A 17,049-nucleotide genomic window follows, 5' to 3' on the forward strand; every position below is an offset into this window, starting at 1 on the left:
GTGTATCTGTCGGTTTGGCAAAGTTGTTTATATGTATTGCAAGATGAACTGCCGTCACAGCAGTTCAGTATGTGGGTAAGACCACTACAAGCAGAAAGTACCGAAGATACGTTAACTATATATGCGCCGAATCGTTTTGTTCTTGATTGGGTGAGAGAAAAGTATTTAAACCGTATAAATGAACTGCTCGTTGAAATTTGTGGTGATGAAGCGCCCGAGTTACGTTTTGACGTAGGCAGTAAACCTATTTTAAATGCGCAAGCCGCCGTGCCAGCTGCGAGTGCTCCTGTTAGTGCTCAACACACATCTGAGAAACAACAGCCCAAACCTGAAAAAGCGAATGTAGAACCTGCACCAAAATCGGGTTATAAATCAAACATTAAAGAAAATTATACGTTTGATAGTTTTGTTGAAGGTAAATCAAACCAGCTAGCAAAAGCAGCCGCAACTCAAGTTGCAGACAACCCAGGGTCTGCCTTTAATCCCGTGTTTATTTATGGCGGTACAGGTTTAGGTAAAACGCATTTATTGCATGCTGTAGGTAATGGCATCATGGCGAATAAACCGGATGCAAAAATTGTTTATATGCATTCCGAGCGTTTTGTCCAAGACATGGTTAAAGCACTTCAAAATAACGCAATAGAAGAGTTTAAACGTTATTACCGAAGCGTTGATGCATTGATGATTGATGACATCCAATTTTTCGCTAATAAAGAACGTTCTCAAGAAGAATTTTTCCATACCTTCAATGCATTACTTGAAGGAAATCAACAGATTATATTAACTTCAGACCGCTATCCAAAAGAGATAGAAGGGGTTGAAGATCGCCTTAAGTCTCGCTTTGGATGGGGGTTAACTATTGCCATTGAGCCTCCTGAGCTTGAGACGCGCGTTGCTATTTTGATGAAAAAAGCGCAGCAGAGTAAAATTAATTTACCGCATGAAGTGGCCTTTTTTATTGCCAAGAAACTACGTTCAAATGTGCGTGAGTTAGAAGGGGCATTAAACCGTGTGATTGCAAATGCGAATTTTACCGGTCGTCCAATATCAATCGATTTTGTAAAAGAAGCGTTGCGCGACTTACTCGCATTGCAAGATAAGCTCGTAACCATCGATAACATTCAGCGCACAGTCGCAGAGTATTACCGTATTCGTGTTTCAGACCTATTATCTAAGCGCCGCAGTCGTTCTGTAGCACGACCACGCCAGGTTGCTATGGCTTTATCTAAAGAGCTCACTAATCACAGTTTACCTGAGATTGGTGATGCGTTTGGCGGGCGTGACCATACAACGGTACTGCATGCCTGTCGTAAAGTTAAATCACTGCGTGATGAAAGTCACGAGGTGAAAGAAGATTATCAAAACTTAATAAGAACCTTGTCATCTTAAGGCTGACTTTATTATGCAAATAACAATATCAAGAGAGCAATTTTTAAAACCTTTAGTTCAAGTGTCGGGTGCGATTGAACGCAAGCACACCTTACCGATTTTATCGAACGTACTGTTAGTTGTAGAAAATGGACAACTATCAATGACGGGTACCGATCTTGAAATTGAGTTAGTAGCAAGTGTATTTGTAGGTGAAGACACCGCAGATACAAAATTAACCTTGCCAGCTAAAAAGTTACTCGATATTTGTAAAAGTTTACCCGATGGCTCTGAACTTACTTTAAGTAGCCAAGATCATCAGTTATTACTAACCAGTGGTAAAAGTCGCTTTTCATTGACCACATTAGCTGCAGAAGATTTTCCGAATCTTGAACAATGGGATGGCGAAGTTGAGTTTCAGTTAACCCGTGTAGAGTTACGTAAACTACTTGAAAGTACTCATTTTTCAATGGCGAACCAAGACGTACGCTATTATTTAAATGGTATGTCGTTTGAAGTCGACAATGCCGACATTAAAACAGTGGCAACAGACGGTCACCGTTTAGCGATTGCACAAAAGCAGTTAGCTCAGTCGCTTAATACACAGCGTCAGCTTATTATTCCACGCAAGGGTGTGCAAGAAATCATGCGTTTAATGGTGGCTGATGATGAGTTAGTAACAATTCAATTTGGCGCTAATCATATTCGTATTATTGATACCGAGTTTACGTTTACAAGTAAATTGGTAGATGGTCGTTTTCCTGATTACCGCCGAGTATTACCACGTGGTGGCGATAAAGTTATTACTGCCAATAGAGAATGGTTACGCAGCGCATTTCAACGTGTGTCTATTTTATCGAATGAGAAATTTCGTGGTGTGCGTTTAAATCTTTCTGAAGGCTTGTTGAAAATAACTGCCAATAACCCTGAGCAAGAGCAAGCAGAAGAAGTGGTTGAGGTTATGTATCAAGGTGGTGAGCTGGAAATTGGTTTTAATGTTTCGTATGTACTCGATGTTTTGAATACATTAAAAACAGAAGATGTCACTTTTACCCTTGCAGATTCAAACAGTAGCGCGCTAATAGAAGGTGCTGGTGACGAAGAAGCGATGTATGTTGTTATGCCGATGCGCTTATAACCTTTTATGAGTTTAAGTCATTTAAGCCTCAATAATTTTCGTAATATTGAGGCGCTGACACTTGAGCCGATAAATGGAATTAATATTATTTATGGCGAAAATGGCAGCGGAAAAACCAGCCTTTTAGAGGCTATTTATTTCCTTTCACATGGTAAATCATTTCGAACCGCCAAGCATAAAAGTATCATTCAACATCAGCAAGACAAGTTTGTTATTCATGGTCGTAAGGCATTACATGACTTGTCGATTCCGGTTGGTATAAGTAAAAACCAAGCGGGTGAAACATCATTAAAGATTCAGGGTAAAACGAGTCGAAAGATCTCAGAGTTGGCGCAGCTAATTCCTGTGCAAGTGATTACACCTGAAAGCTATTCTTTATTTTTTGGTGGACCAAAAGAGCGTAGAAAATTTTTAGATTTAGGATTGTTCCACGTGGAACATGACTTTTTTTATTTATGGCAATCATTCAATAAAGTATTAAAACAACGTAATGCATTGCTGAAGAGTAAACCTAGGAATTATTTCGAGCAGATCAAGTTTTGGGACAAAGAATTTGTTAGACTAGCAGAACAAATAAATAATTTAAGAATCGCGTATATAAGTAGGTTTAAGCAGCAATTTTTTGATAAAATGTGTGCAGAATTAACGCTTATACGCGATTTAGAAATTAGCTTTAACGCGGGTTGGAAAGAGAGCGAATCGCTCTCAGAGGCTCTTAAACAGAGCTTTGAACGTGATGCCAAACAGGGTTTCACAAGCAAAGGCCCGCATAAAGCTGATTTTAGTTTTAGCGTTTCTGGTAATAGTGTGGAAAATACATTTTCACGCGGTCAATTGAAGCTCTTGCTTTATGCGTTGAAAGTAACGCAAAATAGCTTAATTGAATCAGAAACTGATAAGCAATCTATATTGCTAATAGATGACTTACCTTCGGAGTTAGGTGAAGATACAAAGGAAAAAGTGGGTCAGCTTTTATCGCATTGCGATTCACAACTTTTTATCTCATCTATTTTATCTGAAAGTATTTCTGCTGTGGTGGAACCCATGCAACGAGAACTAAAAATGTTCCACGTGAAACATGGCAACCTAATAACAAGATAAGTGGGATTAACCATGTCTGAGAATTACGATTCGTCGAGTATTAAAGTACTTAAAGGATTAGACGCAGTAAGAAAGCGTCCTGGAATGTATATAGGGGACACCGATGACGGTACAGGCTTACACCATATGGTGTTTGAGGTTGTTGATAACTCTATCGATGAAGCCTTAGCTGGTCATTGTGATGATATTTATGTAACGATTCACTTAGACGGTTCAGTCTCTGTAAGAGATAACGGTCGTGGTATTCCTACTTCAATCCATGAAGAAGAAGGTGTATCAGCTGCTGAAGTTATCATGACGGTACTTCATGCTGGTGGTAAATTTGATGATAACTCTTATAAAGTATCGGGCGGTTTACACGGTGTAGGTGTTTCTGTTGTAAATGCTTTATCGGAAAAACTAAAGTTAACTATCCGTCGCGAAGGTAAACTTCATCAACAAACGTATACAATGGGTGTGCCAGATGCACCATTAGCTGTTATTGGTGACGCGACTGATACAGGCACTGAGTTACGTTTCTGGCCAAGCGGTGAAACATTCACTGACCTAAACTTCCACTACGATATTTTAGCGAAGCGTTTACGTGAGCTGTCTTTCTTGAACTCGGGCGTAAGTATTATTCTTACCGATGAGCGTGAAGAAGCGAAAAAAGACCATTTTAAATACGAAGGGGGTATTCAAGCCTTTGTTGAGTATTTAAATCGCAACAAAACACCTGTTCATAAAAGTGTTTTCCACTTTACGCATGAGCGTGAAGAAGACGGCATTAATGTTGAAGTGTCTATGCAATGGAACGATGGTTTCCAAGAGAGCATCTACTGTTTCACAAATAACATTCCACAACGTGATGGTGGTACGCACTTAGCTGGCTTTAGAGCTGCACTTACGCGTACACTAAACAATTACATGGAAAAAGAAGGCTTTAATAAAAAAGCTAAAACAACAAGCAACGCCACGGGTGATGATGCTCGTGAAGGTTTAACAGCCGTTGTGAGTGTTAAAGTTCCTGATCCTAAGTTCTCATCACAAACGAAAGATAAATTAGTATCAAGCGAAGTTAAATCTGCTGTAGAACAAGCCATGGCAGAAAAACTAACAGAGTTTTTATTAGAAAACCCTGTTGATGCTAAAACTGTTGTTGGCAAAATTATTGATGCAGCACGAGCGCGTGAAGCCGCGCGTAAAGCACGTGAAATGACTCGTCGTAAAGGCGCTATGGATTTAGCTGGTTTACCGGGTAAGTTAGCAGACTGCCAAGAAAAAGATCCTGCACTTTCTGAATTATACATAGTGGAGGGTGACTCTGCGGGTGGTTCAGCTAAGCAGGGTCGTAATCGTAAAAACCAAGCAATCTTGCCATTGAAAGGTAAAATATTAAACGTTGAAAAAGCACGTTTTGATAAAATGCTATCTTCGCAAGAAGTTGCGACTCTTATTACCGCATTAGGATGTGGTATTGGCCGTGACGAATACAATCCAGAAAAACTGCGCTACCACCGTATCATTATCATGACCGATGCGGACGTGGATGGTTCTCACATTCGTACACTATTACTTACTTTCTTCTACCGTCAAATGCCAGAGATTGTAGAACGTGGTTATATTTATATTGCACAACCACCACTTTATAAAGTGAAAAAAGGTAAGCAAGAGCGTTATATAAAAGACGATCCAGCACTTGTTGATTACTTAACATCATTGGCGTTAAATAACGCTGCGCTATACACAAGTGAGGGTGCAACCGCACTCGAAGGTGAAGCATTAGAGTCTATTGTTCACGATTATCAAAACACGGTAAAAGTGATTGAGCGCTTAAAACGTAAATACCCGAACACGGTTATGGAACGTTTAATCTATCAAAGTGAGTTAAAAGAAGCTGACCTTGCAGATGAAGCGAAAGTAAAAGAGTGGACTAACGTATTAGTTGACGACTTAATTGCTCGCGATGAAGATGCGACTATTTTCCATGCTGGAACAGAACATGATGCTGAGCGTAATTTATATTACCCTGTAGTGAATATTCGTCAGCACGGCGTAGATAAAGCACACGTATTAAACTACGACTTCATTACTTCACGTGATTATAAGCGTATCGCTGTAACAGGTGTAAACATTGCTAATATCCTTGAAGAAGGCGCCTATATTCAACGTGGAGAAAAAACAATTCCAGTTGATAACTTTGTCGATGCATTAGAGTGGTTAATCAGTGAGTCTAAACGTGGCTTGTATATCCAGCGCTATAAAGGACTGGGCGAGATGAACCCAGATCAGTTATGGGAAACAACCATGGATCCTAGTGCTCGTCGTATGTTGAAAGTAACAATTGAAGATGCCGTTGCTGCTGACCAATTATTCGCAACATTAATGGGCGACCAAGTTGAGCCGCGTCGTGAGTTTATTGAAACGAACGCGCTACGTGTAGTAAACCTAGACGTATAAGCTAAAACACATGATGAAGAAAGGAGCCTATTGGCTCCTTTTTTTATTGCTGAAAAAGCACAAACTGCTTAAAACCTTACTGCACACAAGGTATACTGAGAGCAATTTTCAGACTAAACGCACCAGATACTATAAGCCAAATATGCAAAAATATGACGTTAAAACCTTTCAAGGTTTGATCCTGGCTTTACAGGACTATTGGGCACAGCAAGGCTGTGTGATTGCTCAACCACTCGATATGGAAGTGGGAGCAGGGACATTTCATCCGTTAACTTTCTTAAAGTCGATTGGCCCAGAGCCAATGTCGAGCGCGTATGTTCAACCATGCCGTCGCCCAACTGATGGTCGTTATGGTGAGAACCCAAACCGCTTACAACATTACTACCAATTCCAAGTGGTATTAAAGCCATCACCAGAAAACATTCAAGAGCTCTACTTAGGCTCGTTAGCTGCTGTGGGAATTGATACGCTAACTGATGAAGTGCGCTTCGTAGAAGACAACTGGGAATCACCTACACTGGGTGCATGGGGTCTTGGTTGGGAAATCTGGTTAAACGGCATGGAAGTGACTCAGTTCACTTATTTCCAACAAGTAGGTGGCCTTGAGTGTTCTCCAGTAACAGGTGAAATTACTTATGGTCTTGAGCGTTTAGCGATGTATATTCAGGGCGTAGATAGTATCTATGACCTAGTATGGGCAGATGGTCCAATGGGCCGTGTTACATACGGTGATGTATTCCATCAAAATGAAGTTGAGCAATCAGCGTATAACTTCGAACAAGCTGACGTTGCATTCTTATTCTCTCAATTTGATCACTGCGAAAAAGAAAGTCAAAAGCTAATTGAAGCTGGCTTACCGCTACCTGCTTACGAGCAAGTAATGAAAGCGTCACACGCGTTTAACTTATTAGATGCGCGCCACGCTATCTCAGTAACCGAACGTCAACGTTATATCTTACGTGTACGTGCTTTATCTAAAGCGTGCGCACAGAGTTACTATGATGCACGTGAAGCACTTGGTTTCCCGCTTTGTAAGGATTAAGAATTAGCATGTCAGCAGAAAATTTATTAGTAGAAATTGGCACTGAAGAATTGCCACCAAAAGCACTTCGTAAACTTGCTGAGTCGTTTGCTGAAAACTTAACAGCAGAGCTTGCAAGTTTAGAGCTAGCCCATCAAGGCGTAAATTGGTATGCCTCACCGCGCCGTTTAGGTTTACGCGTTACAGCACTTGAAGCAAAACAAAGTGACAAGGTTGTAGAAAAACGTGGTCCTGCTGTTGCGGCAGCATTTGATGCCGATGGCAACCCAACCAAAGCAGCAATGGGTTGGGCACGTGGTTGTGGTATTGATGTAAGCGACGCCGAAACCATTGAAACAGACAAAGGGGCATGGCTACTTCATAAAGCACACGTTGAAGGCCAAGCAACCACCGCGCTAATGAGTGATGCGGTAAACAAAGCGCTTGCTAAATTACCGATCCCGAAACCAATGCGTTGGGGCGCGAATAAAACGCAATTTATTCGCCCTGTACATACGGCAACGATTTTATTTGGTAATACACTAATCGAAGGTGAAATCCTTGGTAAGCAAGTAGGTAACCAACTACAAGGTCACCGATTCCACCACCCAGAAAAGGTCACTATCAATCACGCTGACGAAGTATTTGATGTACTAAAATCTGCGTATGTCGTGGCTGACTTCGAAGCGCGTAAAGCACAAATTCGTGAACAAATTGAAGCTGCAGCGGCTGCTGTCAACGCAAAAGTTGCGATGGATGAAGACTTGCTTGAAGAAGTAACGTCACTTGTTGAATGGCCAGTAACGCTAACAGCAACCTTCGAAGAAGCCTTTTTAGATGTACCCGCTGAAGCGCTTATCTACACCATGAAGGATGATCAAAAATACTTCCCACTACTAGATCAAGAAGGCAACTTACTTAACAAGTTCCTGTTTGTTTCTAATATTGAAAGTAAAGATCCAAGTGTGGTTATTGCCGGTAACGAAAAGGTGGTTCGTCCACGTTTAGCCGATGCACAGTTCTTCTTTGAAACCGATAAAAAGAAAACACTTGAGAGCCGTTTAGAATCATTAGACACGGTATTATTCCAAAAGCAACTTGGTACACTTAAAGACAAGTCAGAGCGTATTAGTGAACTTGCTGGTTACATTGCTGAGCAGTTAGGTGCTGATGCAGAACTTGCAAAACGTGCTGGTCTTTTAAGTAAAACAGATTTAATGACTGAAATGGTCATGGAGTTTACTGACGTACAAGGTGTAATGGGTATGCATTACGCACGTCACGATGGTGAGGCCGAAGAAGTTGCACTGGCGCAAAATGAGCAATATATGCCACGTTTTGCAGGCGACAACCTACCAACGAATGTAATTAGTTGTGCTGTTGCTATTGCTGATAAATTCGACACGCTAGTGGGTATTTTTGGCATTGGCCAAGCACCGAAAGGTGACAAAGACCCATTTGCACTTCGCCGTGCAGCCATTGGTGCGTTGCGTATCATGGTTGAAAAGTCACTACCACTGGACATTCTAGACCTTGTTGCTAAATCACAAAGCTTGTTTGGTGAAAAGCTAACAAACCTAAATGTTTCAACGGATGTGTTTGAGTTTATGCTAGGTCGCTTCCGTGCATGGTATCAAGATGAAGGGATTGAGGTTGATGTTATTCAAGCTGTGCTCGCGCGTCGTCCAACTAAACCGGTTGACTTCGATCGCCGTGTTAAAGCGGTAAGTCACTTCCGTACATTAGACGCAGCAGAAGCGCTTGCAGCCGCAAATAAACGTGTTAGTAATATCTTGGCTAAAAACGATATTACAACGCAAGGTGATGTAAATGAGAGCCTATTAAGTGATGACGCAGAAAAAGTACTCGCGTCTCATGTTGCTAAGTTCTCTGTGGAGCTTGCACCACTTTATGCTAACGGCGATTATCAAGAAGCGTTATCACAACTAGCGGGTATCCGTGAGAGTGTCGATAACTTCTTTGATAACGTCATGGTAATGGCCGATGACGACGCGGTTAAGCAAAACCGTTTAGCATTATTAAGCCAGTTAAGCCGCCTGTTTTTAGATATTGCTGATATTTCTGTGTTGCAGAAGTAAGTAATACACACGTTAATAAAAGCCAGCTCAGTGCTGGCTTTTTTGTAAAAGAGGAACAGTTATGAAACGTATACTAACTTTAGCTTTGGCTGGTTTATTAACGGCATGTTCTAGCCAAATTCAAATGCCGAATATCGATGATATTCTGCCCAGTAAAGACTTAGACCGTACCATGTATTTACGGGGTGACTTTACCTTGTGGGATGCAGAACCTCAGTACCAATTTTACCAAGTTGCTCCGGGGATTTTTCAAACGGATGTGAAGTTTTCTACACCTGGCAAAGTGTATGAGTTTAAAGTCGCCGATGCTGATTTCAGCCAAGGCTATAACTGTGGTTTCAGTGATACCGACCCAGCAGGTCAAGCACTCATTTTAGGTGAGGCTGCAAGCGCCGATTGCAACACAATCTATAACTACTTCAGCTTTAAACCTGCGGCAAAAGGGGTTTATGTAGTGAGTTTTGATTACCGCAATAGCAATCAACCAAAAGTAACAGTCACGAAAAAATAACGCTAAGAGTTGAGTGACGCTAAGTGTTGAGTGGGTGATTGATTATTTACTTCAAAGTTGACAAAGCCCACTCTGATTTTATTTTTTAGCTCGTAGCTCGTAGCTCGTAGCCTACAATCCTTTCTTCACTAAATATCGATACGGTGCTTGCTCTACTTCTTTAGCAACGAGTGTGTGATCCATAAAGGTACAAAAACTGGGAATGTCGCGGGTGGTTGATGGGTCATCAGCGATGATAAGTAAAGTCTCGCCATCTTTCATTTTGCGCACAGCACCACGCACCATCATCACCGGTTCTGGACAACGAAGGCCAAGTGCATCTAATTGGTGATCGGGATTATCAAAGCTCATGGCAGACCTATAAAATGAAAGTAACGAATAGTAAGGGGCTATTTTAGCTTTCAATCACTACTGGTTTCAATAACCGAATTCAAAGCAAATAAAAAAGGTGTACTGCGCGTGTCAGTACACCTTTTTATCACCAAGATGTTCGGCTAATGAGCGTGTTATTCAACGCGCTCAAATACAGTTGCAATACCTTGGCCTAGACCAATACACATGGTTGCTAAACCGTATTTTGCATTCTTGTCTTCCATTAGGTGAACAAGCGTTGTGCTGATACGAGAGCCTGAACAACCAAGTGGGTGACCAAGCGCGATTGCACCACCATTAAGGTTCACTTTTTCATCTACTACATCCATCAGACCGAGGTCTTTTAATACCGGTAGTGATTGTGCTGCAAACGCTTCGTTAAGCTCAGCAACATCGATATCATCAATTGTGATACCCGCTTGTTTAAGCGCTTTTTGTGATGCTGGAACTGGGCCGTAACCCATAATAGAAGGATCGCAACCTGCAACCGCCATTGATTTAATGCGCGCACGAATAGGTAAACCAAGTTCTTTGGCTTTTTCTTCGCTCATTACCAGCATGGCTGATGCACCGTCAGACAGTGCAGATGAAGTACCTGCTGTTACGCTACCTGATGCAGGGTTGAACACAGGACGAAGCTGAGATAAACCTTCAACAGTTGTCTCTGGGCGAATTACTTCATCGTCTTCAACAAGAATTAATGAACCGTCTGCGTCGTGACCTTCCATCGGTAGGATCTCGCGACGGAAACGACCTTCAACAGTCGCAGCGTGTGCGCGTTGGTGTGAGCGGTAAGCAAACTCATCTTGCTGCTGACGGCTAATGCCGTGAAGCGTTGCAAGGTACTCAGCTGTTAAGCCCATAACACCTGCAGCTTGTGCAACAGACGTTGATAAACCAGGGTGGAAATCATTACCGTGAGTCATCGGTACATGACCCATATGCTCAACACCCCCGATGATATAAGTATCACCCGCACCCGTCATAATAGCGCGTGCCGCATCGTGCAATGCTTGCATTGATGAGCCACATAAACGGTTAACCGTTACTGCAGGTACTGAGTGTGGGATACCGGCTAATAATGCTGCGTTACGGGCAATGTTAAAACCTTGCTCGAGAGTTTGCTGCACACAACCCCAGTAAATATCATCAATCGATGCTGGGTCTACGGCTGGGTTACGCTCTAACAAACCTTTCATTAAGTGAGCACTTAAATCTTCCGCACGTTTATGTTTGAATACGCCGTTTTTTGAACGGCCCATTGGTGTGCGGATACAATCTACGATTACTGGATTATTCATGTTCTTATCCTTCCACCTTATAGAATACACGGCCTTCTTCGGCCCATTTGCGAGTTTCATCTGATACTTGGTAAATCGCACCTAGGTGAGCATATTTGTCTGCTGTTGCAACAAAGTTTGCTAAACCAGTTTGATCTAAGTAACGGAATGCACCGCCTCTAAATGGAGGGAAACCAATACCGTAAATGAGCGCCATATCTGCTTCTTGCGGCGACGCTACAATACCTTCTTGAAGACAAAGTAGTACTTCGTTGATCATCGGTACCATACAACGGTCAATGATTTCTTGCTTGTCGAAGTCTTTAGGTGCATCGGTAATAGCACTTAAAAGTTCAACCGCTTTTGCATCGTGTGCCTTTTTCAAGCGACCACGGCGGTCTGGTGCATATTGGTAAAAACCAGCCCCATTTTTCTGACCAAAACGTTTTTCATTAGCAAATACAGAAACGGGATCTTTCTCTTGGCGAGCCATTCGCTCAGGGAAACCATCAGCCATAACGCCAGTACAGTGGTAAGCCGTATCAATACCCACAACATCAAGCAGATATGCAGGACCCATTGGCCAGCCAAACACGTTTTCCATTACTTTATCGACTTTGGCGAAATCAGCGCCTTCAACAACAAGTTTGCTGAAGCCTGCAAAGTAAGGGAACAATACGCGGTTAACAAAGAAACCTGGGCAGTCGTTTACAACAATAGGTGATTTACCTAGTTTTAAGGCGTAATCAACCACTGCATTGATTGTTGCTTCTGATGTCTTTTCACCACGGATGATTTCGACAAGTGGCATTTTTGGCACTGGGTTAAAGAAGTGCATGCCACAGAAGTTTTCTGGTTTTTCAAGCGCTGAGGCTAACTCATCTATACGAATAGTTGATGTGTTTGACGTTAAAATAGTGCCCTCTGGTAGGTCTTTTTCAAGGCCCGATAAAACAGCTTGTTTTACCTTAGGGTTTTCAACAACGGCTTCAACTACAATATCAACACCTTGAAGGTCAGCATCGTTTAGCGTCGGTTTGATTTTACCTAACGTGGCAATCATCTTGTCCATTGCCATGTGGCCACGTTGTACTTTTTTGCCAAGTAATTTAGAGGCTTCGCCCATACCTAAATCAAGCGCATCTTGATTAATGTCTTTCATGACAATCGGCGTGCCTTTATAAGCAGACTGGTATGCAATACCGCCACCCATAATACCTGCGCCTAATACAGCCGCTTGTTTAATTTTAAGCTCGCTGTTTTTGGCTTGTTTCTTCGCTTTACCTTTGATGTATTGGTCGGCTAAGAAAATACCTGTTTGTGCAGCAGCTTCGCTCGTTGCGGCAAGTTTGGCAAAGTTCGTGTTCTCAATTGCCATCGCTTCGGCACGTTCACAGTTTGCCGCTGCTTTAATGGTTTTTACAGCCATAACAGGTGCTGGATAGTGACCTTTAGTCTGACCCATTACCATGCCTTCGGCCATTGCAAAGCTCATACCTTGCTCAACACGGTTCATTTTCAGTGGTTGTAATTTTACTTGTCGTTTTGCTTGCCAATCTAGCTTGCCAGAAATAGCTTGCTCAAGTGTTGCAATACTTGACTCTAAAAGTTTGTCAGTACTAACTACCGCATCAAATGCACCTACTTTGAGTGCATCATTCGCGCGGTTTTCTTTGCCTGTCGTGATCCATGTCATCGCATTATCAGCGCCAATCAGGCGTGGAAGACGAACAGTGCCACCAAAACCAGGCATAATGCCTAATTTTACTTCAGGAAGGCCAATTTTAGCCTCAGTACTAGCAACGCGGTAATCGGTAGCAAGTGCCCACTCACACCCGCCGCCAAGCGCCATGCCGTTTACAGCACTTAACGTTGGGAAAGGTAAATCTTCAATTGCGTCAAAAACGTCTGTTGCATTTTTGATCCATGCAACCAATTCTTCTTGAGGTTTAGTGAAAGTCGGTAAAAATTCGAAGATGTCGGCGCCGATAATAAAGTGATCTTTATCGCTGGTGAACACCATGCCTTTGATATCTGAGTTTGCTGCTAATTCTTTTAATGCCGAAGCGCAATCTTGCAAGGTTTGCTGAGAAAGTTTGTTTACTGAGCCATCAGCACAGAACTTAAACTCGGCGATGTTGTCCTTGATGAAAGCAACTTCAAATGAATCGCTTTTATATAACATTATTATTCTCCCTAGTTTATTAACTAAGACTGGTACGATGAGTTTGCATTTCAATCAGTGTGCTTGCTTTAAAATAAAAATGCAACGAAAAATTTACTGCGCTTTATCGCGATTGGTTAAAATATAGCTGGTTTGCTGCTAAGGTGTAGGGGAAGTTTTTATTATTAATTCTTTAATTTTTGTTAAAGGCCATCATGAAAAAACAATTTCTTGGTTGGACGGCTGCCGCATTACTTTTTCCTTTTTTTGCAGCTGGTGCCAACGATAAACATGACGCTTTTTTAAAAGCTGAAAAAAAGGCGCGGTACGGTGACTATGAAGACATGAAAAAGGTGACAGGGGAGCTTGATCATCCCTTAAAACCTTATGTCGAAAAAGCCTATTGGCAGCGTAACCCAAGTCTGCAACACCAAACTGAAATCGAAAACTATTTAAACGTCTATCAAAATACGCCACTTGAATGGCCTGTTCGAAAAGCGTGGCTTGAATACCTAAAGAAGCAGAATAAAAAAGCGGCGTATATTCGTAATTATCGTGAAACCAGCAATAATGAGCTGACGTGTCCCTATTTAAGCTTTCAATTAGATTTAGGGGCACCTGAAAATGCCATCATGAATCAAGTAAGCGACTTATGGGTGGTCGGTAAATCGCAACCTAAAGAGTGCGATAGCTTATTTTCGCTGTGGAAAAAAAAGGGGTACCAAACTCCTGATCGCGTATGGCAACGAGTCACACTGGCCGCAGAAGGCGGTGCGTCGAGTTTATTGCCTTATTTAAAAACCTTATTACCCGAACATGAGCAATATTTAGCTGACTTATATTTAAAAGTTCGCAAAGACCCGAGCGCGTCTGCTGGACTTTACCGCTATAAGAAAAAATCAGCCAAAGAAGGGCAAATTGCGTTGTATGGCGTAAGACGTTTGGTGTGGCGCGACAAAGAACTCGCGCTTAGAGCGTGGGAAAAGATTGAAAAAATGTTCTCCTACACTGACGAGCAAAAGGCTGATGTGTATTACAATTTTGCACTATCTTTAGCATCTAGTGGTCATAAAGAAGCTCGCTTTTGGCTAAATAAGGTGCCGAAAGACCGCCAAACTAGCAAGCTTATGCAGTGGCAATTAGCAAACATGCTTGAGCTACAAGACTGGTCTGGCATTGTGGCTTTTTTTACCGGCAAAGAAAATTTAACGCTAGGGCAGCAATACTGGTTAGCTTATAGCTTGAATCAGCGTGGTGAAGTAGAGCGCGCGCGACAAATTTGGCAAACGGTGGCCAAAGAGCGTGATTACTATGGTTTTCTTGCGTCTGCGCGGTTAGGTATACCTGTTAGTTTAAATAATAAAGAGCTGAATATTAGCGATAAACTCAAGCTTGAGGTTGCGAATGCGCCAGGCTTTAAGCGTGCCCGTGCTTTGTACGAATTAGATCGTTTTACAGCAGCTCGCCGCGAATGGAATTATTTAACCGATACCTCAACCAAAGAAGAAAAACTGGCAGCATCAATGCTAGCAGCAGATCTTGATTGGTACGACAGCACTATTTATACCTTGGCACAAATTAAAGAATGGGATTACGTTGATTTACGTTTTCCGTTCGCGTTTCGAAACTTGTTCGAAAACTACAGTAACCGTAGCCATATCGATGTTGCATGGAGTATTGCCATTTCTCGCCGTGAAAGCTCGTTTGCGCCAGATGCTCGTTCACATGCGAATGCTCATGGCTTAATGCAGTTATTACCTAGCACAGCCAAATATATGAATAAAAGCACGGTGTCACGTAGTGTACTTTATCAGCCTCGTACTAATATTCGTCTTGGTAGTGAATACCTGAAGTATTTGAAGAAAAAAAATCATGGTAATGAAATTTTAGCGACGGCCTCTTACAATGCTGGCTATCATCGCATTAAGCGCTGGCTACCAGAGCAAGCAATGCCTGCTGAGTTGTGGATTGAATTGATCCCCTTCACTGAAACACGTAACTACGTTAAAAATGTGTTCGCTTACAGGCAGGTATATCACACCCGCCTTGGTCGAGATGGTAATGTACTTGCGCCCATTCTCGATATGAAAATGGGTGGCTAAATTAAAATACAAACGAGGCTCATCCCCCCTCAGTTGGGGGTTATGGCCGACTATGATAGACTGCAAGTAAGTTAAATTTACTAGAGATGGGTTTACTATGGATAAATTAGCGGTGTTATATGCCGAACATATTGCAACCTTGCAACAGCGTACTCGTACTATTACTGAACGTGAGGGTTTAGAAGGGCTCGTAATTCACTCAGGCCAAGCTAAGCGTCAGTTCTTAGATGACATGTATTATCCGTTTAAAGTGAATCCGCAATTTAAAGCTTGGTTACCTGTTATTGATAATCCGCATTGTTGGATTGTCGTCGACGGTGCATCTAAGCCGAAACTAATTTTTTATCGTCCAGTGGATTTTTGGCATAAAGTGCCTGATGAGCCGCGTGATTTTTGGGCTGAGTATTTTGATATTGAGCTTTTAGTACAACCTGATCAGGTTGAAAAACTACTCCCTTATGATAAAGCAAATTATGCATATATCGGTGAGTACTTAGAGGTCGCACAAGCGCTGGGTTTCAGCATTATGAATCCTGAGCCAGTGATGAACTACTTACATTTCCATCGAGCTTATAAAACGCAGTACGAACTTGAGTGTCTTCGCCAAGCGAACCGTATCGCCGTAGAGGGTCATAAAGCGGCGCGTGATACGTTCTTTAATGGTGGTTCTGAGTTTGATATTCAGCACGCTTATCTAATGGCTACACGCCAAAGTGAAAACGAGATGCCTTACGGAAATATCGTTGCACTGAATGAAAATTGCGCCATTTTACATTACACGCATTTCGAGCCAACTGCGCCTCATACACATCACTCATTTTTAATTGATGCAGGTGCAAACTTTAACGGCTATGCTGCGGATATTACTCGTACCTATGATTTTAAAAAGTCAGGTGAGTTTAGCGATCTCATTCAGGTTATGACTGAGCATCAAATTGCCTTAGGTAAGGCATTGAAACCCGGTCTCTTATACGGCGAGTTACATTTAGAGTGTCACCAACGTGTCGCACAAGTACTGAGTGATTTTAATATTGTAAAATTACCAGCTGCTGACATTGTTGAACGCGGTATTACTTCAACGTTTTTCCCTCATGGATTGGGTCATCACCTTGGCTTACAAGTTCATGATATGGGTGGTTTTATGGCTGACGAATCAGGGACGCACCAAGCTCCGCCTGAAGGTCATCCATTCCTTCGTTGCACACGTTTAATTGAGAAGAACCAAGTATTTACGATTGAGCCTGGTTTATACTTCATCGATTCATTATTGGGCGACCTTGCTCAAACCGATAATAAACAGTTTATTAACTGGGAAAAAGTTGAAGAATTTAAGCCATTTGGCGGTATCCGAATTGAAGATAATATTATCGTTCATGAAGACAGTCTCGAAAATATGACCCGTGATCTACACTTAGATTAACGGCGAGCAAAATAGAGTATAGGGGCCACATGGC

At 42.1% G+C, this 17,049-nt stretch carries 12 protein-coding genes; 9 read left to right on the forward strand and 3 right to left on the reverse strand.

Going from position 1 to position 17,049, the window contains the following annotated elements; translation table 11 throughout:
* The 7 genes from dnaA to H3302_RS00035 all read left to right on the forward strand — a co-directional run bounded on the left by dnaA (nt 1) and on the right by H3302_RS00035 (nt 9,677).
* Nucleotides 1-1,389, forward strand: coding sequence for a chromosomal replication initiator protein DnaA (gene dnaA, locus H3302_RS00005; protein WP_036973688.1), 1,389 nt, complete (start codon nt 1-3; stop codon nt 1,387-1,389).
* Nucleotides 1,390-1,402: 13 nt separating this feature from the next.
* Nucleotides 1,403-2,506 carry a DNA polymerase III subunit beta gene (dnaN, locus tag H3302_RS00010; protein WP_036973687.1) on the forward strand — a complete coding sequence of 368 codons (1,104 nt, stop codon included), beginning with the start codon at nt 1,403-1,405 and terminating at the stop codon, nt 2,504-2,506.
* Between the two features lie 6 nt (nt 2,507-2,512).
* Nucleotides 2,513-3,607, forward strand: coding sequence for a DNA replication/repair protein RecF (recF, locus tag H3302_RS00015; protein ID WP_182395921.1), 1,095 nt, complete (start codon nt 2,513-2,515; stop codon nt 3,605-3,607).
* A gap of 12 nt (nt 3,608-3,619) precedes the next feature.
* Nucleotides 3,620-6,046, forward strand: a complete 2,427-nt coding sequence (gene gyrB, locus H3302_RS00020; protein ID WP_182395923.1) for a DNA topoisomerase (ATP-hydrolyzing) subunit B — start codon at nt 3,620-3,622, stop codon at nt 6,044-6,046.
* Nucleotides 6,047-6,188: 142 nt separating this feature from the next.
* The gene (glyQ, locus tag H3302_RS00025; protein ID WP_036973766.1) at nt 6,189-7,088 is read left to right on the forward strand and encodes a glycine--tRNA ligase subunit alpha; all 900 of its coding nucleotides are present in this window, start codon (nt 6,189-6,191) and stop codon (nt 7,086-7,088) included.
* A gap of 8 nt (nt 7,089-7,096) precedes the next feature.
* Nucleotides 7,097-9,166: a glycine--tRNA ligase subunit beta gene (gene glyS, locus H3302_RS00030; protein WP_036973683.1), complete on the forward strand. Its 2,070-nt coding sequence runs from the start codon at nt 7,097-7,099 to the stop codon at nt 9,164-9,166.
* 61 nt (nt 9,167-9,227) lie between these two features.
* Nucleotides 9,228-9,677 (forward strand): hypothetical protein, encoded by a 450-nt coding sequence (locus H3302_RS00035; RefSeq protein ID WP_036973682.1) that lies wholly within the window; start codon nt 9,228-9,230, stop codon nt 9,675-9,677.
* 111 nt (nt 9,678-9,788) lie between these two features.
* Here H3302_RS00035 and tusA read toward each other — a convergent pair whose 3' ends face one another.
* The 3 genes from tusA to fadB form a co-directional block, all read right to left on the reverse strand.
* A complete protein-coding gene (gene tusA, locus H3302_RS00040) occupies nt 9,789-10,028 on the reverse strand; it encodes a sulfurtransferase TusA (protein ID WP_036973681.1) in 240 nt (79 codons plus the stop codon).
* 155 nt (nt 10,029-10,183) lie between these two features.
* The gene (gene fadA / locus H3302_RS00045; RefSeq protein WP_036973680.1) at nt 10,184-11,350 is read right to left on the reverse strand and encodes an acetyl-CoA C-acyltransferase FadA; all 1,167 of its coding nucleotides are present in this window, start codon (nt 11,348-11,350) and stop codon (nt 10,184-10,186) included.
* Nucleotides 11,351-11,354: 4 nt separating this feature from the next.
* Nucleotides 11,355-13,514: a fatty acid oxidation complex subunit alpha FadB gene (gene fadB, locus H3302_RS00050; protein WP_065978276.1), complete on the reverse strand. Its 2,160-nt coding sequence runs from the start codon at nt 13,512-13,514 to the stop codon at nt 11,355-11,357.
* Nucleotides 13,515-13,708: 194 nt separating this feature from the next.
* Here fadB and H3302_RS00055 point away from each other — a divergent pair, with 194 nt between their 5' ends.
* Together H3302_RS00055 and pepQ are read left to right on the forward strand one after the other, a co-directional pair.
* Complete coding sequence (locus tag H3302_RS00055) at nt 13,709-15,595, forward strand: transglycosylase SLT domain-containing protein (RefSeq protein WP_182395925.1); 1,887 nt, start codon at nt 13,709-13,711, stop codon at nt 15,593-15,595.
* 97 nt (nt 15,596-15,692) lie between these two features.
* Nucleotides 15,693-17,015, forward strand: a complete 1,323-nt coding sequence (gene pepQ, locus H3302_RS00060) for a Xaa-Pro dipeptidase (RefSeq protein ID WP_036973676.1) — start codon at nt 15,693-15,695, stop codon at nt 17,013-17,015.
* The last annotated feature ends 34 nt before the right edge of the window (nt 17,016-17,049 follow it).

The sequence above is a fragment of the Pseudoalteromonas sp. MT33b genome (assembly GCF_014117385.1).
GTDB classification, from domain to species: Bacteria; Pseudomonadota; Gammaproteobacteria; order Enterobacterales; family Alteromonadaceae; genus Pseudoalteromonas; species Pseudoalteromonas lipolytica.